This window comes from Pseudomonas sp. NPDC088444 (assembly GCF_044900175.1).
Classification (GTDB): Bacteria; Pseudomonadota; Gammaproteobacteria; order Pseudomonadales; family Pseudomonadaceae; genus Aquipseudomonas.
The window spans coordinates 109,475-129,242 of sequence record NZ_JBJDNK010000006.1; the positions used below are offsets into that span (position 1 = coordinate 109,475).

A 19,768-nucleotide genomic window follows, 5' to 3' on the forward strand; every position below is an offset into this window, starting at 1 on the left:
TTGATGAACGCCAAACCGACCCGCGAAAAGGCCTCCCCAGACCTGGGAGAAGCCTGTCGATTCAGTTATGCAGGATGCCCAACAACGCTTCCAGCTCTGCGTCATTGATCAGGCCTGAGGGGTAGCGCTGGGTCAACATCGCCCGGTAATCCGGTGCCTGGGTTTTCTGAGCCTGGGTTATCCGTAACCAGTCCGCCATCATCTGCCGTGCTTCATTGCTCGCAGACAAACCTCGAGTCACGCGTGACTCCTGACCTGCGTTCATAGGGATAACCTCTTGCGTCTTGGACTGCGAAATCTACGGATCTTTTGTTACAGACGGACGAATGCGGTAACCGTTTAGATAACTGCGCAGACCTTTCGGACAGGTAAACGAGAAATCGCTACCCACAAAAAAGCCCATCGTCCGATGGGCTTTGATGAAAGCAAGAAACGAACCAACTCAGCGGCGATGAGGCGCCGGTTGTTGCTGAGTCAGGCAATGAATGTTGCCGCCGCCTAACAGCAGCTCGCGACCCGGAACCATGACCACTTCATGTTCCGGGAACAGGCGTTGCAGGATTTCACGGGCGGTTTCGTCCAGTGGATCGTCGAAACTGGGGGCAATGATGCCGCCGTTGACGATCAGGAAATTCACATATGATCCAGCGAGGCGCACCGAAGGGTTGCGTTCCTGACTGCCATGCACCTGATCAACGCCCGCACATTCTTCTTCCGTAGCGAACAATGGCCCCGGAATCGGCATTTTGTGGACGACGAACGGTCGGCCTTTGGCGTCTCGCGCGTTTTGCAGGACCGCCATCGCCGCCTGGCAACGCGGGAAGTTGGGGTCTTGCGGATCATCGGTCCAGGCCAGCAGCACCTCGCCGGGGCGCACATAGCAACAGAAGTTGTCCACATGACCGTCGGTTTCGTCGTTGTACAGGCCATCCGGCAGCCAGATGATCTTCTCCACCGACAAGTGGTCACGCAGCACAGCCTCGATCTCTTCGCGAGACAGGTGCGGATTGCGGTTGCGATTGAGCAAGCATTCTTCAGTGGTGATCAGCGTGCCTTCGCCATCGACATGAATCGAGCCACCTTCCAGCACGAAGCTTTCAGTGACGTAACGCGGGCAGCGCTCGATTTCCAGCACCTTACTGGCCAGCGCGGCGTCCAGATTCCATGGCGAGTACAGACCGCCGTCGAAACCGCCCCACGCGTTGAACCCCCAATCCACGCCGCGCACTTCGCCGCCATCATTGATCACGAAGGTCGGCCCGGTGTCACGCACCCAGGCGTCGTCGTTGCTGATCTCGACGACACGAATGTTCGGCACGTCCAGACGCGCGCGAGCGTTGTCGTACTGGGCAGCGGAAACAGCCACGGTCACCGGCTCGAAGCGGGCAATGGCTTTGGCGACGGCCACATGCGCGGTCTGCACCGGTTTGCCACCCAGACGCCAGTTGTCAGGGCGTTCGGGCCAGACCATCCAGGTCTGGGTGTGTGGCGCCCATTCGGCGGGCATGTGAAAGCCGTCGGCGCGGGGTGTGCTGTTGAGTGTGGTCATTGATCAGGACTCCAGTGAACCATCGAGGGTTTTGAGTGGGCCGTACAGGTTGGGACGGCGATCACGGAAAGTGCCCCAGGCACTGCGGATGTGTTCCAGTTCATCGAGGTCGAAGCGGTGCACCAGCACGCCTTCCTCGGTTTGATTGAGCTCTTCGACCTTCTCGCCAAACTGATTGGCAATAAATGAGGAGCCGTAAAAAGTGATGTCGTAACCGTCTTGCTCTTCGCGGCCAATACGGTTGCTGGCGACCAAAGGCATCAGGTTAGCGCCTGCGTGGCCTTGTTGCACCCGCTGCCAGTGATCGCGGGAACTGATGGTCTTGTCATGCGGCTCGCTGCCGATGGCCGTCGGGTAGAACAGGATCTCAGCCCCCAGCAACGCCATGCTGCGGGCGCACTCCGGAAACCATTGGTCCCAGCAGATGCCAACGCCGATTTTCGCGTAGCGCGTATTCCAGACCTTGAACCCGGTATCCCCCGGATTGAAGTAGTACTTTTCGTGATAGCCGGGGCCGTCCGGAATGTGGCTTTTCCGATAGATTCCCAGGTTGCTCCCGTCCGCGTCGATGATCGCGATGCTGTTGAAGCGCGCACGCCCCGCCCGTTCGTAAAAGCTGATCGGCAGTACCACTTGCAGCTCTTTGGCGACCTTCTGGAAATGCGCGATCGCCACGTTGCTTTCAACGGACGTGGCCAGGTGCAGGTAGTCGGGGTTGGGTTTCTGGCAGAAGTACGGCGCTTCGAACAGCTCTTGAATCAGGATGATCTGCGCCCCCTTGCCTGCCGCCTCGCGGACCAGCCTTTCAGCGTTTTCGATGTTGGCTTCCAAGTCCCATGAACAGGCCATTTGAGTAGCAGCGACAGTGACGATACGGCTCATTTGATGCTCCGGCGGCAGATGCAAAAGGCGACTCATCCTGACAGACGAGCGATGACAATCTGGCCGTCTTTATAGCCGATAAATATCCGACTTAAAAGCATAAAGCCTCAGAAAAAGATTAATACCGTTACAGGTAGCCGATATTAATCTGAATTTAGCCCTTCCCTGTAGGAGCGCACGAGCTATGCCAGGCCGCGAACGGCCTCGCGCTGCTCGAACGCTCCTACAGGGGGATCTCGCACTACCGGATATCACCCGGGGCACCCATCAGCCTTCCAGCTCGCTCAGCACCTTCGAAACGCTGTCGACAAAGAAATCCACGCTTCGCCGCGTGGTCACCATCGGCGGTTTGATCTTGAGGATGTTCAGGTAATCCCCCGTGGGTTGCATGAAGATGCCCAGCTCGCGCAGGCGATCACACAGGTAGGTGGTTTCCTCGGTCGCAGGTTCCAGCGTCTCGCGATTGCGCACAAGTTCCAGCCCCAGATAGAAGCCGGAGCCGTGAGCCGCACCGACCAACGGATGTTTGTCGATCAGCGCCAGCAGGCGCTCCTTGAAATAGCCGCCCACCACCTGGGCGTTTTCCCACAGCTTTTCTTCTTCCATTACATCCAGCACGGCCATGCCGATCTGACAGCTCACAGGGCTGCCACCCGACGACGAGAAGAAATACCCCTCAGCCTCCAGCGCCTCGGCAATTTCCCGGCGAGTGATGACCGCGCCCAGCGGATGGCCGTTACCCATGCCCTTGGCCATGGTGATGATGTCCGGCACCACGCCTTGCTCTTCGAAGCCCCAGAAATAGTGCCCAAGGCGGCCATAACCGACCTGCACCTCGTCGGCGATACACACGCCGCCCTGCGCTCGAACTTTCTGATACACCTCGCGCAGATAGCCCGGCGGCAGCGAAATCCCGCCCGCGTTGCCGTACACCGGCTCGCAGATAAACCCCGCCAGTTGGCGACCTTGCTCGCTGAGCCGCGCAAGATGCGCATCGACGCTTTTCAGGTAAAACGGCGTACTGTCGCTGCCACGGGCCTCGCCGCGATAGGTATTCGGCGCCACCACGGGGTGCACCCAGTCTGGCCGGGTGCTGAGTGCTTGCGGGTTATCGGCGATGGAGGTCGAGATCGCATCGGTCGCCACTGACCAGCCGTGATACGCCTCCAGTACACTCAGGACATCGCGCCCGCCGCTGTAGGCCCACGCCAGACGAATCGCCAGATCATTCGCCTCTGTCCCGCTGTTGACCAGAAACACCCGATCCATGCCCGCTGGCGCGAGTTTGAGCAGGCGCTCGGAGAACTCGGCGATGGCTGCATAGTGAAAGCGTGAATTGGTATTGAGCAACGACCACTGCCGCGCGGCGACCTGCGCCATACGCGGATGGCCATGGCCCAACACGGCGACGTTATTGAGCATGTCCAGATAGGATCGGCCCTGCACGTCGATCAGATGATTGCGCCAGCCGCGCTCGATCTGCGGCGGCGTCTGATAGTAATGCTTCTGGGAGCGGGCAAAACTGGCATCGCGACGGGCCAGCAAATCTACCGCGTTAACAGGCTCAGGCGCGTCGCAATCAAATCCCAGAAGTACCGCTGGCGAAGGGCACAACGCCCGCCATGCAGCGGCACGCGACGGGATCGTGAACAGCGGTGGGCTGACATCACGCTCAGTGCACAGTTGCACGATCAGCGAGCCACCCCCTTGGCCGATGACGTCACCCGCTGCGAATTCGACACCCGAATCGAAATCCGAACGCACACCCCACAACCGCAGCGTCAACTGGTCACCTTCCACAGTCAGCGCGCCGTCAGCGGCGTGTCGCAGGGAGCCATGAAACGGCGCATGGACGACCGTCCCGTGAGGAATCTGCAACTCCACGTGCAACGCAAAGGTCTCCGGTTCACGAGCGCTGTCGGGCAGTGTTCTGGACAACCGATACTCGCCATAACGACTGGCTGCCAGACCGTCATGCTGTGCGGCGTCTTTGAGCAGACGTTCATCGATGTCGCTTTGCTCCCAGTTGCCCGCTTCGAAATGTTCACTGAGCACGCCAAGATCGACGATTGTGAATGCTTTTCCTCGCAAGCTTGGCAGCATCGGGGAAAGCACTCGGTCACGAGGCTGACGTTCCAGCAAACCCACGGAGTCCAGGATGGCGGCCTCCATCAAGGCCATGGGCACTGAAGTCGCCACATCGAAAATGTTCCACTCGCTGGCAAGGTTGGCCTGAATATAGGCGTTGCCCGGTTCGATGCTCGCCTGCTGCTCGCTGCTGAGCACCAACACTGCCGAACGCGCAACGATCAACGGCCATAAGGCCTTGAGCTCTTCGACGCGCAGCGGATTGATCGCGTGATAGGCCTGAACCGCGTGCAGGATGTAGAGCGGATCCCCGTCGGCGTGATGCAACAGCGCGGCGCACGTGACGGACAGGTCGGCAATGCGCCAGGTGCTGACCAGATCGCCGAAATCGATCAGCCCTTGCAGTTGCCACATGGCGTGAGCATCCCGCGCCCAGACCACGTTGTACTCCGTGATGTCCAGATGAATGGCCTGAACAGGCAGCGCTGCGATCAGCGGCAGCAATCGTGAATGAGCCTCTGTGGCCGCCTTGTCGATACACGCCTGCGCGTGCGGGTCAGTAATGACCGGAAGCAAATGTTTGACCAGCGCACGCGCATGGCGCGGGTCCCATTGCAAAATGCGCTCAAGCCCCGGATGCGAGAAGTCAGCCAATGCCACATCGACGCGTGCGCACAGCTCGGCCAATCCGGTGACCACTTGCCGACTCAAATGCTCGACATGGGCGATGGACTGACCGTCAATGAATTCCAGCAGACGCGCATGAATCCCTTGGCCGCCCACGTCGACAGAAAGCAGGTCAGCACCGTTGAGCGCCTGTATCACGGCAGGCACACGAACTTCGGAATGGCTTGCCAGATGTCGAAGCGCAGCATGCTGGGCCTGCAACTCGACAACCGAATAGTCGCCATGGCAAATCTTCAACACGAAGCGCCGTCCATCACCGGTATCGAGCAGGAAATTACGGTCCTGATGGCTCCCCAACTCCTTCAAGGCCCCCGCCATGCCGTAATGCGTCAGCAACAGTTCAGCGGCCTGGGCAGAGGTCACTTCTGGGCATGGCAAGCTGGATCGACGAATCAGGGTGGCGAGCGGCATGAGAAGGTCTCAACGGGTGGAGGTGGGCTGCAATATCGCCAGTTGCCACGCACATGCGCAACCCTGTCTCGCAGCACGGGCGAAAACACTCATAACAATAGATGGATAGCGCGACCGTTAGGCAGATGAAACAGTTGCGGCGGTTTTATGACGCGCCAACGATCCCGCAATCAATTATATTCATTGCCTCTGGGTGGTTTGCGCCTTGCGCGCGCCGCCACTCCCCCTCAAGCTGTGCATTGTTATCTCGACGTCCTGCCAGGGAAGAAGGTCTCTCCATGCGAATACTTGTCACCGGTGGCGCCGGTTTTATTGGCTCTGCATTGATCCGCCATTTGATCAACAACACCGACCATGACGTACTGAATGTCGACAAACTGACGTACGCGGGCAATCTTGAATCGCTGCAAAGCATTGTCACCAATACCCGATACGAGTTCGTTCAGCAGGACATCGTCGATCAGGCTGCGGTCAGCAAAGTGCTCGCACGCTTCAAGCCAGATGCCATCATGCATCTGGCCGCTGAATCCCACGTTGACCGCTCCATTGATGGCCCGTCGGAATTCATCCAGACCAACATCGTCGGTACCTACAGCCTGCTCGAAGCAACCCGTGGCTATTGGCAGGGGCTGCCGGAAGCCGAGCGCGCGGCGTTTCGTTTCCATCACATTTCCACAGACGAAGTGTACGGCGACCTGCACGGCGTCGACGACCTGTTCACCGAAACCACGCCGTATGCCCCCAGCTCGCCATACTCGGCCAGCAAAGCCGCGTCTGACCACCTGGTCCGCGCCTGGCAGCGCACCTACGGCCTGCCGGTCGTCGTCACCAACTGCTCGAACAATTACGGCCCGTTCCACTTCCCGGAAAAGCTGATCCCGCTGGTCATTCTCAATGCCCTCGCGGGTAAACCACTGCCGGTGTACGGCAATGGCCTGCAAGTACGCGACTGGCTGTTCGTTGAAGACCACGCCCGCGCGCTGCTCAAGGTCGTGACCGAGGGCAAGGTGGGTGAGACCTACAACATCGGTGGCCACAACGAGCAGAAGAACATCGACGTCGTGCGCGGCATCTGTGCCCTGCTCGAAGAGCTGGCACCCGAACAGCGCAAAGGCGTGGCTCACTACGCTGATTTGATCACCTATGTGACCGACCGTCCGGGCCATGATATGCGCTACGCCATCGACGCCAGCAAGATCGAGCGCGAGCTGGGCTGGACGCCCGAAGAAACGTTCGAATCCGGACTGCGCAAAACCGTGCAGTGGTATCTGGACAACATGGAATGGTGCCGCAACGTACAAGACGGCAGCTATCAGGGCGAACGCCTGGGTACTCACATAAAGGATCTGATCGCATGACCAAAGGAATTGTACTGGCCGGAGGCTCTGGCACACGCCTGCACCCGATTACCCTTGGCGTTTCCAAGCAACTGCTGCCCATCTATGACAAGCCGATGATCTACTACCCGATCTCGGTCCTGATGCTGGCGGGTATCAAGGAAATTCTGATCATTTCCACACCGCTGGATCTGCCGCAATATCGTGCACTGCTGGGTGACGGCAGCCAGTTTGGTGTGCACTTCAGCTATGCCGAACAGCCCAAGCCTGACGGGCTGGCGCAAGCGTTTCTGATCGGCGAGACATTCATTGGCGATGACTCCGTTTGTCTGATCCTGGGCGACAACATTTTTCATGGCCAGCACTTCGGCGATCAGCTCAAGCGTGCCGCTTCCAACACATCAGGCGCCACCGTGTTCGGTTACTGGGTCAAGGATCCCGAGCGTTTCGGCGTGATCGATTTCGACAGCGAAGGCAACGCCCTGTCCATCGAAGAAAAGCCCAAAAAGCCGAAGTCCAGCTATGCGGTGACCGGGCTGTATTTCTACGACAACGAAGTGATTCAGATTGCCAAGGACGTCAAACCGTCCCCGCGAGGCGAGCTGGAAATCACCGACGTCAACAACGCCTATCTCCAGCGTGGCGACCTGCGCGTGGAGCGTTTCGGCCGCGGCTTTGCCTGGCTGGATACCGGCACTCACGACAGCCTGCTGGATGCATCGCAATACGTGCAGACCATCGAACACCGTCAAGGCCTGAAAGTGGCGTGCCTTGAAGAAATCGCCTATCAGAATGGCTGGATCGACCGGGCACATCTGCTGTCCCGGGCCGAATACTTTGGCAAGACCGGCTACGGTCAGTATCTGTTCAAGGTCGCAGGGGAAAGTCTGTGAACGTCATCGAAAGCGAGTTGCCTGAAGTCCTGATCATCGAACCGAAAGTGTTCGGTGATGAGCGTGGCTTCTTCTACGAGAGTTTCAACGCCAGAGCCTTCGCCGAGGCGACGGGCATCAAGACCCCATTCGTGCAGGACAACCACTCCCGCTCCCAGAAGGGCGTGCTGCGTGGCCTGCATTATCAGATCGAAAACCCGCAGGGCAAACTGGTACGCGTCACTGCGGGCAGCGTGCTGGACATTGCGGTGGACATCCGCCGCAGCTCGCCGCATTTCGGCAAGTGGGTCGGTATCGAACTGTCAGCGGCGAACGCACGCCAGCTCTGGATTCCCGCAGGGTTTGCTCACGGCTTCGTGGTGCTGAGCGACTACGCCGAGTTTCTGTACAAAACCACCGACTACTACACCCCATCTGCCGAACGCTGCATTCGCTGGGACGATCCCGATCTGGCCATCGATTGGGGGCTGACTGAAGCGCCCAGACTGTCGGCCAAGGATCAGGTTGGGAAAAGCCTGAAAGACGCGGATCTGTTCCCGTGAGTTCGCCATTACGGATTCTGATCAGCGGGCAGCACGGCCAGGTTTCGTTGGCGCTGCAACAATGCCTGAACGGGCTGGGCGAGTTGATCGTCGTGGGCCGTGAACAGCTCGACCTGAGCCAGCCCGAATCGATTCGGGCCGTGGTGCGCGAGATCAAGCCTGATCTGATCATCAACGCGGCTGCGCACACGGCGGTGGATCAGGCCGAAAGCGAGCCGGATCTGGCGTACGCGATCAATGCGACTGCCCCCGGCGTTTTTGCCGAGGAAGCCAAGGCATTGGGCGTTCCGTTCATCCATTACTCCACTGATTACGTCTTCGACGGCAGCAAAGAGGGCGTGTGGAACGAGTCCGATACGCCCCACCCGCTGGGCGTTTACGGCAGCAGCAAACTGGCGGGCGAACAAGCCATTGCCAAGGTGGGCGGTCAGTACCTGATCCTGCGCACCAGTTGGGTCTACTCACTGACGGGGCGCAATTTTCTGCTGACCATGCAACGTCTGCTGCAAGAGCGTGAAAAACTCACTGTCGTCGCTGATCAGATCGGCGCGCCAACCTGGGCGGGTACGATTGCGCAGAGCACGCGCGAACTGATTGAACGCTGGCGTGACGGCAAGCCCGGCGCTTGGGGCGTCTATCACCTGACAGCGTCGGGCGAGACCTCGTGGTTCGGGTTCGCGCAAGCGATTGGTCAGGAACTGATCAAAGCAGGCAAGCCTTGCGCGGCCCTCGAACCCATCCCGTCGAGCGCCTACCCCACGCCGGCAAAGCGCCCGCTTAACTCACGCCTGGACTGCAGCCGTCTGCAACAGGAGTGGGGTGTCAGCCAGCCAAACTGGCGGGACGCAATGCTGGAGTGCCTGGCGCAGCAGCGATTGGTCAATCGCGTGTAATCTATTGCGACCGCTGCGCGATCGTTCGCGGATGAATCCGCTCCCACAGAAAAGGCATAACACCTGTAGGAGCAAATTCATCTGCGAGACGTCGATGCAGGCACCATAAAAATCGGCAGCGTACGCATACGATGAACAGCACCTCCCTTCCCCCCCGCCCTCGCTGGCGCAGCCTCGCGTTACTGGCGCTGATCCTCGCGCCGCTGCTGTGGCCGCTCGAACGTCTGGCCGAACATTACTATCGCAACGAGTTGCTGAGCCAGAACCGCCAGACGCTGGACCTGTACGTCGCCAACCTGCTCGGCACGCTCCATCGCTACGAAGTGTTGCCGCAAATTCTTGGTGACCTGCCCGGACTGCGCGCCATGCTGGCCAACCCGCAGGACAAACAGACTCAAGATCAGGCCAATCAGCTATTGATGAACACCGCTCGCCAGACGGGGGCGGAAGTCATCTACCTGATGGCGCCCAACGGCGACACCCTCGCCGCGTCCAACTGGGACAAGCGCGACAGCTTTGTTGGCCGCAACTTCGCGTTTCGCCCCTATTTCAGTAACGCCATGGCCGGAAATCTGGGGCGGTTCTTCGGACTGGGCACCACCTCGGCCAAGCGCGGCTATTTCTTCGCGGCAGCGGTACGAGATGGCAACACCGTGATCGGCGTGCTGGTGGTCAAAGTCGATCTGGACCTGACCGAAACCCTCTGGGGCAAGACACCCGAACAATTGCTGGTGACCGACCACAACGGCGTGGTCATCCTGACCTCGAATCCCAACTGGCGATTCCGCGCCACACGCCCGCTCAGCGAAGAGGAAAAGCAGGCCATCGTCGCGATCCAGCCCTATCCGACCCGCGACCCAAGACCCTTGCAGCTCGACGAAAACGGCTGGCTGACACAGACCCAACAGATCGACGAAACCGGCTGGAGCGTGAACATTCTGGCGCCCAAAGTGCTGGTATCCCGGCCCGTGCGCACGGTCGTGGCCATTGGCGGCGCGACGCTTCTGGTGCTGATGCTGCTGCTGGGGATCATGATGCAGCGCCGTCGACACTATCTGGATCGCATCCACTTCGAAGGTAAGGCACGACGCGAACTGGAAGCGCGGGTGGTTGAGCGCACCAGCGATCTTGAGGGGTTGAACAGGCGGTTGCGCCAAGAAGTGCTGGAGCGCGAACACGCACAGCAAGAGCTGTTTCGCGCGCAGGATGAGCTGGTTCAGGCGGGCAAACTGTCAGCACTGGGCACGATGTCGGCCAGCATCAGCCATGAACTCAACCAGCCGCTGGCCGCCATTCGCAGCTACGCGGAAAACGCCGAAATCCTCCTCGATCATCAGCGCACCGACGATGCGCGCGGCAACCTCAAACTGATCAGCGAGTTGACCGGGCGCATGGCCTCGATCATCGCGCACCTGCGCGCCTTCGCCCGCCGCGACCGCCACGCCCCCGAAAGCGTGGCCCTGCAACCGGCGCTGGACGATGCGCTGGCGTTACTCGCCAAACGCCGTCGCGCCATGGACGTCGAGCTGATTCGTGACATGCCGGATGCCACCCTCTGGGTGCAGGCAGGTGAGACCCGTTTGCGTCAGGTGCTGGGCAATCTGCTGGCGAACGCGCTGGATGCGCTGACCGAAAAAGGTCCGCCGCGCAAATTGTGGATCAGTGCCGAGCACAACGCCGAAGGCGTCAACCTGTACATTCGCGACAACGGCCCCGGCTTCTCCCGCGAGGCGTTGGAGCACGCGCGCGAGCCGTTCTTCACGACCAAAACCCGGACGCAAGGCCTCGGGCTGGGCCTTGCGATCTGCGATACCCTGATGCGCGCCCTGGGGGGAGAGTTGCTGTTCGCCAACCATCCCGAAGGCGGCGCATTGCTGACATTGCGCATGCGCACAGCCGCTTCAGGAGTCAGTCTTCAACCGCCGGAGGATCTATCTGCATGACCACGGAGACCGCCATCGACAGCCGCATTCAGGTGGTGCTGATCGACGACGACCCGCATCTGCGTCAGGCCCTGAGCCAGACGCTGGATCTGGCTGGCCTGAAAATCCTGCCGCTGAGCGATGCCAAGGGCCTGCCCACGCGTATCGAACGTGACTGGCCGGGGGTGATTGTCAGCGATATCCGCATGCCGGGCATCGACGGTCTGGAGCTATTGAATCAGTTACACGCTCAGGATCCCGAGCTACCTGTCTTGCTGATCACCGGCCACGGCGATGTCCCTCTGGCAGTGCAGGCCATGCGCGCAGGGGCGTACGATTTTCTGGAAAAACCCTTCGCCAGCGATGCACTGCTCGACAGCGTTCGCCGTGCACTCGCGCTGCGTCGGCTGGTGCTGGACAACCGCAGCCTGCGTATGGAACTGAGCGACCGCCAACAGTTGAGCGCCCGGCTGGTAGGGCTTTCAGCGCCAATCCAGCGCCTGCGCGATCAGATTGGCGCGCTGGCCGCGACCAAGGCCGATGTGTTGATCCTCGGTGAAACCGGGGCGGGCAAAGAAGTGGTCGCCCGCGCCCTGCATGATCTGTCGAGCCGTCGTAATGGTCCGTTTGTGGCAATCAACGCCGGGGCGCTGGCCGAGTCGGTGGTCGAGAGTGAGCTGTTTGGTCACGAACCCGGCGCGTTCACCGGGGCGCAGAAACGGCGTATCGGCAAGTTCGAATTCGCCAATGGCGGCACGCTGTTTCTCGACGAAATCGAGAGCATGAGCATGGACGTGCAGGTCAAACTGCTGCGTCTGCTGCAAGAGCGTGTGGTCGAACGTCTGGGCGCCAACCAGCAGATTCCGCTGGATATCCGCATCGTCGCGGCGACCAAGGAAGACTTGCGCCACGCGGCCGATCAAGGCCGCTTCCGAGCTGACTTGTATTACCGCCTGAACGTCGCGCCGCTGCGCATCCCGCCGCTGCGCGAACGTGGCGAGGACGCCTTGGTGCTATTCCAGCATTTTGCCGACGCTGCCAGTCTGCGCCATGGTTTATCCCGTCGCGAACTGCAACCGGGGCATCGCGCGATGCTGTTGCGCCACAGTTGGCCGGGCAACGTGCGCGAGCTGCAAAACGCCGCTGAACGCTTCGCGCTGGGACTTGAGCTGGAACTCGAAGGCGCGGCGCCGCAACACGTGCCGTCGTCGACCGGGGGTTTGAGTGATCAAGTGGAAGCCTTCGAACGCGCGCTGATCGCGGCCGAACTGACCCGTCCGCACAGCTCGGTACGCAGCCTGGCCGAAGCCCTGGGCGTACCTCGCAAGACATTGCACGACAAACTGCGCAAGCATGGCCTGAATTTCAGCGGTGGCGGTTCTGATGACAACGAATGATCCGGGCTCAACTGCCCAACACCTCGAACACGTGCTGCACCAAGACATTCCGCTGACCCGAGACATGGGGATGCAGGTCATCAGTTGGCGCGACCATCAGTTGCGCCTGCGCCTGCCGTTGACGCAAAACATCAATCACAAGAGCACGTTGTTCGGCGGCAGTTTGTATTGCGGCGCCGTATTAGCAGGCTGGGGCTGGTTGTATCTGCGCTTGAAAGAAGCGGGGATCGACGACGGACACATCGTGATTCAGGAAGGCCAGATCAGCTACCCACTGCCGGTTAAGCGCGACGGCGTGGCCATTTGCGATGCGCCAGATGACGCAACGTGGGACAAGTTCGTGAAGCTATACCAGCGACGCGGGCGTGCGAGGTTGGCGTTGAATACGCGGATTGTGGCTGAAGGATCGGAAGAGGCGGCGGTAGAGTTTGTCGGGCAGTATGTGTTGCATCGTTGACCGCACTGCCATTTTGCGGCCTGCGTAAAGGTTCCTGTAAACGCTTTACCTGTAGGAGCCGCCTTGGTGGCGAATGCGCCGTGTCAGTCTCCGTAGATCTACCTGGCACAGCCTTCGCCACCAAGGCGGCTCCCACACAAGAATCGCATTCAGGACTGGGATTTCGCCAACTCAACCAACGCCCCACGCCACGGCGCCTGCTCCGGTAACGCCAGGAAAAACCCGTTCAACAGCGACTCTCTGGCTGGGTAATCGAACGTCTCGCCCGCCAGATTCAACACCACGCCACCCGCGCCTTCCAACACGCCTTGCGCCGCAGCGGTGTCCCACTGAGAGGTCGGTGCCAGACGTGGGTAGCAGTCCGCCGAACCCTCAGCCAATAAACAGAACTTCAACGAGCTGCCAATGTTGGTCAGTTTCAATTCGCCCACGACAGAGGACAGCCCCGCCAGCAGCGCCTCTTGCTCCGGACTGGAATGACGACGACTGGCCACCACGGTAAACGGCTCACCGTCGCCAGGCTGGTTACGCGCGCTAATCGGCTGAATATGATCGACAGCATCGCTGCGCCACGCCCCCAATCCCGCACCACCGAAGTAGCAACGGTCATTGGTCGGCATCGACACCACACCGAATACCACGCGACCGTTTTCGATCAGCGCGACATTGACCGTGAATTCCTCGCTGCCGGAAATGAACTCTTTGGTGCCATCCAGCGGATCCACCAGCCACCAGCGTTGCCACTGGCTGCGCTCGCTCAGCGGAATGTTGGCGTCTTCTTCGGAAAGAATATGAATGCTCGGGTCCAGCGCTTTCAGGCCCGAGACCAGCACTTCGTGTGCGGCCAGATCCGCCGCAGTGACTGGCGAGTTATCGGATTTGGAGGTCACTTCAACGCCAGAGCGCCAGAACGGAAGAATAACCTTGCCCGCCTGGCGGCACAGCGCAATGACGGGCGCCAGCAACGGATGAGGCAAATCTGCAAACACACCGGTCATGGCTGAAAGGCTCCGCGTTGGGTCAAAAGATCTCGCGCCAGATACAACGCCGCCAGCGCTCGACCTTCAGAAAATTGAGGGTGTTGCGCCAGACTCGACAGCTCGCGCAGGTTCACCTTGTCCACACGCATCGGCTCAGGCTCATCGCCTTCCAGACGCTCTTCATACAGATCAGTTGCCAGCACCACCTGAATTTTCTGGCTCATGTAACCCGGCGACAGTGACAGCTCCGTCAGGTGTTCAAGGTTGCGCGCGCCAAATCCAGCCTCTTCCTTGAGTTCACGGTTGGCCGCAGCCAGCACATCCTCGCCAGGTTCGACCAGACCTTTGGGCAATGAAAGCTCGTAGGCATCGGTGCCACCGCAATATTCTTCCACCAGCACCGCATGATCGGCGTCCAGCATGGCCACGATCATCACCGCGCCATACCCGTTACCACGTCCGACCAAGCGCTCATAAACACGCTCGACGCCGTTGGAAAAGCGCAATTGCACTTCCTCGACACGAAAAAGGCGGCTGCTCGCGACGATTTCCCGGGCGAGAACGGTAGGTTTCTGGCGCATGACAAGCTCCTTGGCGTAGACGGGTTACTATACCGTGGCTTTTCTGAATGTCTGTGCCGATAGCCATAGCGATTTATTCACTGCCGAGAGATCTCCATGCCTTCTTTGCCCTGGCGCGATATCGACACCGTCCTGCTGGATATGGACGGCACGCTGCTCGACCTGTATTTTGACAACCATTTCTGGCTGGATTACCTGCCGCAGCGCTACGCCGAATTGCACGGTGTGAGCGTGGCCATGGCGCAATTGGAGCTGATGCCGCTGTTCGAAAAGAACGCTGGAACGCTGAACTGGTACTGCACCGACTTCTGGAGCGCCGAACTGAAGCTGTCGGTGAAAGACCTGAAAGTCGAAATAGCCCACCTGATTGCCTTACGACCCGATGCCGAAACCTTTCTGGCCGCTCTCCAACGTGCGGGCAAGCGCGTAATCATGATCACCAACGCCCACCGCGATTCGCTGTCGTTAAAGATGGAGCGGTTGCAGCTCGCGCCGTATTTCGAGCGCCTGATCAGTTCCCACGACTACGGCTACCCCAAGGAAAATCCGCAGTTCTGGGATGCCCTCCAGGCCGATATCCAGTTTGATCCGGCGCGCAGCCTGTTCATCGACGACACTTTGCCGATCCTGCGCAGCGCCGGGCGTTATGGCGTGAAACACCTGCTGGCCGTACGCGAACCGGACAGCAAAAAGGGGCCGAAGGACACCGAAGAATTCGCCGCGGTCGAGGATTACAGAGCACTCATCAAAGGGCTTTGAGCGTAACGCCAGACGTATGCTTTTGAATCTGGCGAAGGCTGTGGGAGCCGGCTTGCTGGCGAATACGGAGTGTCAGTCCACTTATCCGTAACTGATCCACCGCATTCGCCAGCAAGCCGGCTCCCACAGGATCTGAGTCCAACTGAACACCCCATGCGACATCCTGCCGCGTTAGAATCCCCGAGCCAGCCCAGTGCGTTGCGGAGTGACAATGGACATCAAACAGCTGAAATTCCTGATTGCCCTCGACGAAACCCGTCATTTCGGACAGGCCGCTGCGCGTTGTCACATCACTCAACCAACCCTTTCCATGCGCTTGCGCAGCCTGGAAGAAGAACTGGATCTGCCACTGGTCAATCGTGGCCAGCGCTTCGAAGGCTTCACAGCCCCCGGTGAGCGCGTGTTGGCCTGGGCGCGCACGGTGTTGGCCGCCTACGACGGATTGCAGGCCGAAGCCGCTGCCTGTCGCGGACATCTGGTCGGTACACTGAGGCTGGGCGTGGTCCCGCTGTCGAACTTCGACCCACTGCCGTTGCTGCAACGCCTGCACAGCGTTCATCCGAACATGCGCTTCGAGTTGTCCTCCCTCAGTTCTGAACAGATTCTCGACCAGTTGGCGAGCAACCGGCTGGACTTGGGCGTGTCGTATCTGGAGCGTCTGGACACCGACCGTTTCGATTCGCTGGAACTGGCCGAAACCCGCATGGGCCTGATCTACGACCAGCGCCATTTCAGCTTCGGCGACGAGCCGCTGAGCTGGGAAAGCATGATCGAATTGCCCTTGGGCATGCTCACCAGTGGCATGCATTTTCGTCAGTCCATCGATCACAACTTCCACAGTCGCGGTCTTGAACCCCAGCCGCTAATCCAGACCGACGCCGTGCACCAACTGCTGCAAGCGGTTCACGGGGGCTTCTGCTGCGCGATCATGCCGCTGGATGGCGGCCTGGAAACACTGACCGAGCACCTGCGTTTGCAACCCATCGAACACGCACAAACCTTGGCGCGCCTGGGCCTGATCATGCGCCGCTCCGCGCCACGCTCGGCGCTGGCAGAAGCTTGCTTCGGGCTGTACCAGAAAATGATCGAGCCCTCTTGATCGACGTCATCTATCACGACATCAGTACTAGCAATTAGACGTTATTCGACGGGAAGCCTAGGCTTATAGCCTTAATACTCTGCCGGTACGTCCCGATGCATGCCAAGCGCACGGAGAGCACGGCGCCCGCAAAGCAACTGCCCGCGCCTGCCGCAAGCCAGTCTTACAGCTACTCGAACCTTGAGCACGACACCTCTGAGCCCAATGTGCTCGCCGAAGAGGTGGCGCTGGCCATTGCCTATAACGGCATCAGCCAGGCCGTGATGCTCGTGACACCCACCGATCTGGAAGACTTCATCGTCGGTTTCAGCATCGGCAGTGGCATTATCGAATCCCCGGACGAAATCTACGACATCAAACTCGGTGGCTGCGGCTCGGCGCAAACCGCTGAAGTGGAAATCGCCAGTCGCGCCTTCTGGAACCTCAAAACTCAACGTCGCCAACTGGCGGGCACCAGCGGTTGCGGCCTTTGCGGCGTCGAAGCCGTGGAACAGGCTTTGCCCGAACTGAACGTGTTGCCCGGCGCACCGCTGCCGCCAGCCGAATGGCTCAAGGGGCTGCGCGAGCGTCTGGACGATTTCCAGCCGCTGGGTCAGCACTGCGGCGCGGTGCACGCCGCGATGTTCATGAACGATCACGGCGAGCTGCTGCTGGGTCGTGAAGACATCGGTCGCCACAACGCCCTCGACAAACTGATCGGCGCGTTGATCCGCCAGAACATCCCGACCACGGGCGGCTTGGCCATCGTCACCAGCCGTTGCAGCCTCGAACTGATTCAGAAAGTCCTGCGCGCCGGGATTCAAACCCTCGTCAGCCTGTCCTCGCCTACGGGCCTGGCGCTGCAATGGGCCCGTCGCCACAACCTCAATCTCATTCATTTGCCTAAACACAGTGCGCCGCGGGTCTACAGCCCTGCCTTGGAGAATAAAGCGTGAGCATGCACAAACAAGCCGACAAGACCCCAGTTCCGCGCTACAAGCCCTACAAAGGCCCGGCCGGTGGATGGGGCGCCTTGATCAGCGTGACCCAAGCCTGGCTGACCAGCGACAACGCGTTGAAAAACCTGCGCATGATGCTCAAGACCAACCAGAACGGCGGCTTCGACTGCCCTGGCTGCGCGTGGGGCGATTCTCCCGAAAGCGGCATGGTCAAGTTCTGTGAAAACGGCGCCAAGGCAGTCAACTGGGAGGCCACCAAGCGCCGCGTTGATCCGTCCTTCTTCGCCCGTTACAGCGTCAGCTCGCTGCTGGAGCAGAGCGACTACTGGCTTGAATATCAGGGCCGTATCACCGAGCCGATGGTGTACGACGCTGAAACCGACCGCTACAAACCGATTGCCTGGGACGACGCGTTCGCGCTGATCGCCAAGCACCTGAACAACCTGCCAAGCCCGAACATGGCCGAGTTCTACACCTCGGGCCGGGCGAGCAACGAGGCGGCGTACCTGTATCAACTGTTTGTGCGCGCCTACGGCACCAACAACTTCCCCGACTGCTCGAACATGTGCCACGAAGCCAGTGGCGTGGCGCTCTCGCAAAGCGTGGGCGTGGGTAAAGGCACCGTGACGTTCCACGATTTCGAGCACGCCGACGCGATTTTCGTGCTGGGCCAAAACCCCGGCACCAACCACCCGCGCATGCTGGAGCCACTGCGTGAGGCCGTGAAGCGCGGCGCCCAAGTGGTCTGCGTCAACCCACTCAAAGAGCGCGGCCTGGAACGCTTCCAGCACCCGCAGCACCCGATCGAAATGCTCAGCAACGGTTCCGAGCCGACCAATACCGCCTACTTCCGCCCTGCACTGGGCGGCGACATGGCGCTGCTGCGTGGCATGGCCAAATTCCTGCTGCAATGGGAGCGCGAGGCGCAAGCCAAAGGCGAACCAGCCGTGTTCGACCATGACTTCATCAACGAGCACACCCATGGCGTGCTGGACTATTTGGCAAAAGTGGACGAGACCTCCTGGGATTTCATCGTCGAGCAGTCCGGCCTGCCACTGAGCGACATCGAACGCTCCGCGCGCATGTACGCCAAGGGCAAGAACGTGATCATGTGCTGGGCGATGGGCATCACCCAGCATCGTCATTCGGTGCCAACCATCCAGGAAGTTGCCAATCTGATGCTGCTGCGCGGCAACATCGGCAAGCCCGGTGCAGGCCTGTGCCCGGTGCGTGGCCACAGTAACGTGCAGGGCGACCGCACGATGGGCATCAACGAGCGCCCACCGGCGTTCTTCCTCGATGCGCTGGAAAAACGCTTCCAGTTCAAAGTCCCGCGTGAAAACGGCCACAACGTGGTTGAGGCCATTCACGCGATGCTCGAAGGCCGCTCGAAAGTCTTCATCGGTCTGGGTGGCAACTTCGCTCAGGCGACCCCGGACAGCCCACGCACCTTCCAGGCCCTGCGCAACTGCGACCTGACTGTACAGATCAGCACCAAGCTCAATCGCAGCCACCTGACCCATGGCAAAGAAGCGCTGATCCTGCCGTGCTTCGGTCGTACAGACATCGACATCCAGGCAGAAGGCCCGCAGGCCGTTACCGTGGAAGACTCGTTCAGCATGGTTCACGCATCCAACGGCCAGTTGAAACCGCTGTCGCCTCACATGCGTTCCGAGCCTGCGATTCTTGCGGGTATCGCCAACGCCACCGTGGGCAAGCAGCCGGTGGATTGGCTGTGGCTAGTCGAAGACTACGACCGGATTCGTGACCTGATCGCCGACACCATTCCGGCGTTCAAGGACTTCAACGAGAAGGTTAAAAACCCGGGCGGTTTCTATCTGGGCAGCACCGCCGGTTCGCGCAAGTGGAACACGCCGAGCGCGCGCGCCAACTTCAAATCGAACCAGTTGCCACAGGACTTGATCCACGAAAGCATTCGCGGAACAGGCATCGTGCCGGACCTGATCATGCAATCGATGCGCTCTCACGATCAGTACAACACCACGATCTATGGCTTGGATGACCGTTATCGTGGCGTGAAAGGCCAGCGTGACGTGATGTTCCTCAACGAGGCCGACATCGTGCGCCTGGGCTTCGTACCGGGCCAGAAAGCCGATATCGTGTCGATCTGGGGCGACGATGTGGTGCGCCGCGTCAAAGGCTTCACGCTGCTGCCATTCGACATTCCTGCCGGGCAGGCCGCTGCTTACTACCCAGAGGTCAACCCGCTGGTGCCGCTGGAAAGCGTGGGCGATGGCAGCCACACGCCAACATCGAAGTTTGTGGCGATCAAACTGGAGCGGCATAGCGAAGTGGCGCGGATTATTTAAAAATCTCAGCAAACCCTGTGGGA

At 60.0% G+C, this 19,768-nt stretch carries 17 protein-coding genes; 11 read left to right on the top strand and 6 right to left on the bottom strand.

Going from position 1 to position 19,768, the window contains the following annotated elements; genetic code table 11:
- Positions 1 to 61: 61 nt before the first annotated feature.
- From ACI2KB_RS13435 to ACI2KB_RS13450, 4 genes are all read right to left on the bottom strand, one after another.
- Positions 62 to 241 (bottom strand): hypothetical protein, encoded by a 180-nt coding sequence (locus ACI2KB_RS13435; RefSeq protein WP_404635212.1) that lies wholly within the window; start codon positions 239 to 241, stop codon positions 62 to 64.
- Between the two features lie 201 nt (positions 242 to 442).
- Positions 443 to 1,549, bottom strand: a complete 1,107-nt coding sequence (aguA, locus tag ACI2KB_RS13440) for an agmatine deiminase (RefSeq protein WP_404635214.1) — start codon at positions 1,547 to 1,549, stop codon at positions 443 to 445.
- Positions 1,550 to 1,552: 3 nt separating this feature from the next.
- Positions 1,553 to 2,431 (bottom strand): N-carbamoylputrescine amidase, encoded by an 879-nt coding sequence (gene aguB, locus ACI2KB_RS13445; RefSeq protein ID WP_404635216.1) that lies wholly within the window; start codon positions 2,429 to 2,431, stop codon positions 1,553 to 1,555.
- 267 nt (positions 2,432 to 2,698) lie between these two features.
- Positions 2,699 to 5,617 (bottom strand): aminotransferase, encoded by a 2,919-nt coding sequence (locus ACI2KB_RS13450; RefSeq protein ID WP_404635218.1) that lies wholly within the window; start codon positions 5,615 to 5,617, stop codon positions 2,699 to 2,701.
- A 278-nt stretch (positions 5,618 to 5,895) separates the two neighbouring features.
- Between ACI2KB_RS13450 and rfbB the strand changes: the two genes are divergently transcribed.
- The 7 genes from rfbB to ACI2KB_RS13485 all read left to right on the top strand — a co-directional run bounded on the left by rfbB (position 5,896) and on the right by ACI2KB_RS13485 (position 13,058).
- Positions 5,896 to 6,975, top strand: a complete 1,080-nt coding sequence (gene rfbB / locus ACI2KB_RS13455) for a dTDP-glucose 4,6-dehydratase (protein ID WP_404635220.1) — start codon at positions 5,896 to 5,898, stop codon at positions 6,973 to 6,975.
- Complete coding sequence (gene rfbA / locus ACI2KB_RS13460) at positions 6,972 to 7,847, top strand: glucose-1-phosphate thymidylyltransferase RfbA (RefSeq protein ID WP_404635222.1); 876 nt, start codon at positions 6,972 to 6,974, stop codon at positions 7,845 to 7,847. Before rfbB ends, rfbA begins: the two co-directional genes overlap by 4 nt.
- Positions 7,844 to 8,389, top strand: coding sequence for a dTDP-4-dehydrorhamnose 3,5-epimerase (rfbC, locus tag ACI2KB_RS13465; protein WP_404635224.1), 546 nt, complete (start codon positions 7,844 to 7,846; stop codon positions 8,387 to 8,389). The genes rfbA and rfbC overlap by 4 nt, the downstream gene beginning before the upstream one ends.
- Positions 8,386 to 9,282 carry a dTDP-4-dehydrorhamnose reductase gene (gene rfbD / locus ACI2KB_RS13470; RefSeq protein WP_404635226.1) on the top strand — a complete coding sequence of 299 codons (897 nt, stop codon included), beginning with the start codon at positions 8,386 to 8,388 and terminating at the stop codon, positions 9,280 to 9,282. Before rfbC ends, rfbD begins: the two co-directional genes overlap by 4 nt.
- A 131-nt stretch (positions 9,283 to 9,413) precedes the next feature.
- Positions 9,414 to 11,225, top strand: coding sequence for an ATP-binding protein (locus tag ACI2KB_RS13475; protein ID WP_404635228.1), 1,812 nt, complete (start codon positions 9,414 to 9,416; stop codon positions 11,223 to 11,225).
- Positions 11,222 to 12,601, top strand: coding sequence for a sigma-54-dependent transcriptional regulator (locus ACI2KB_RS13480; protein WP_404635230.1), 1,380 nt, complete (start codon positions 11,222 to 11,224; stop codon positions 12,599 to 12,601). Before ACI2KB_RS13475 ends, ACI2KB_RS13480 begins: the two co-directional genes overlap by 4 nt.
- On the top strand, positions 12,588 to 13,058 hold the full coding sequence (locus ACI2KB_RS13485; RefSeq protein WP_404635232.1) for a YiiD C-terminal domain-containing protein: 471 nt from the start codon (positions 12,588 to 12,590) through the stop codon (positions 13,056 to 13,058). The genes ACI2KB_RS13480 and ACI2KB_RS13485 overlap by 14 nt, the downstream gene beginning before the upstream one ends.
- Before the next feature lie 149 nt (positions 13,059 to 13,207).
- Here the strand turns inward: ACI2KB_RS13485 and cysQ are convergent, their stop codons facing one another.
- Together cysQ and nudE are read right to left on the bottom strand one after the other, a co-directional pair.
- Positions 13,208 to 14,056 (bottom strand): 3'(2'),5'-bisphosphate nucleotidase CysQ, encoded by an 849-nt coding sequence (cysQ, locus tag ACI2KB_RS13490; RefSeq protein WP_404635234.1) that lies wholly within the window; start codon positions 14,054 to 14,056, stop codon positions 13,208 to 13,210.
- A complete protein-coding gene (gene nudE, locus ACI2KB_RS13495; RefSeq protein WP_404635236.1) occupies positions 14,053 to 14,619 on the bottom strand; it encodes an ADP compounds hydrolase NudE in 567 nt (188 codons plus the stop codon). The genes cysQ and nudE overlap by 4 nt, the downstream gene beginning before the upstream one ends.
- Positions 14,620 to 14,715: 96 nt before the next feature.
- Here nudE and yrfG point away from each other — a divergent pair, with 96 nt between their 5' ends.
- The 4 genes from yrfG to ACI2KB_RS13515 all read left to right on the top strand — a co-directional run bounded on the left by yrfG (position 14,716) and on the right by ACI2KB_RS13515 (position 19,745).
- Entirely contained in the window at positions 14,716 to 15,378 is a 663-nt protein-coding gene (gene yrfG, locus ACI2KB_RS13500) for a GMP/IMP nucleotidase (RefSeq protein ID WP_404635238.1), read from the top strand.
- Positions 15,379 to 15,589: 211 nt separating this feature from the next.
- Positions 15,590 to 16,477 carry a LysR family transcriptional regulator gene (locus ACI2KB_RS13505; RefSeq protein ID WP_404635240.1) on the top strand — a complete coding sequence of 296 codons (888 nt, stop codon included), beginning with the start codon at positions 15,590 to 15,592 and terminating at the stop codon, positions 16,475 to 16,477.
- A 95-nt stretch (positions 16,478 to 16,572) separates the two neighbouring features.
- Entirely contained in the window at positions 16,573 to 17,412 is an 840-nt protein-coding gene (gene fdhD / locus ACI2KB_RS13510; protein WP_404635242.1) for a formate dehydrogenase accessory sulfurtransferase FdhD, read from the top strand.
- Positions 17,413 to 17,414: 2 nt separating this feature from the next.
- Positions 17,415 to 19,745, top strand: coding sequence for an FdhF/YdeP family oxidoreductase (locus tag ACI2KB_RS13515; RefSeq protein WP_404635692.1), 2,331 nt, complete (start codon positions 17,415 to 17,417; stop codon positions 19,743 to 19,745).
- Positions 19,746 to 19,768 lie beyond the last annotated feature (23 nt).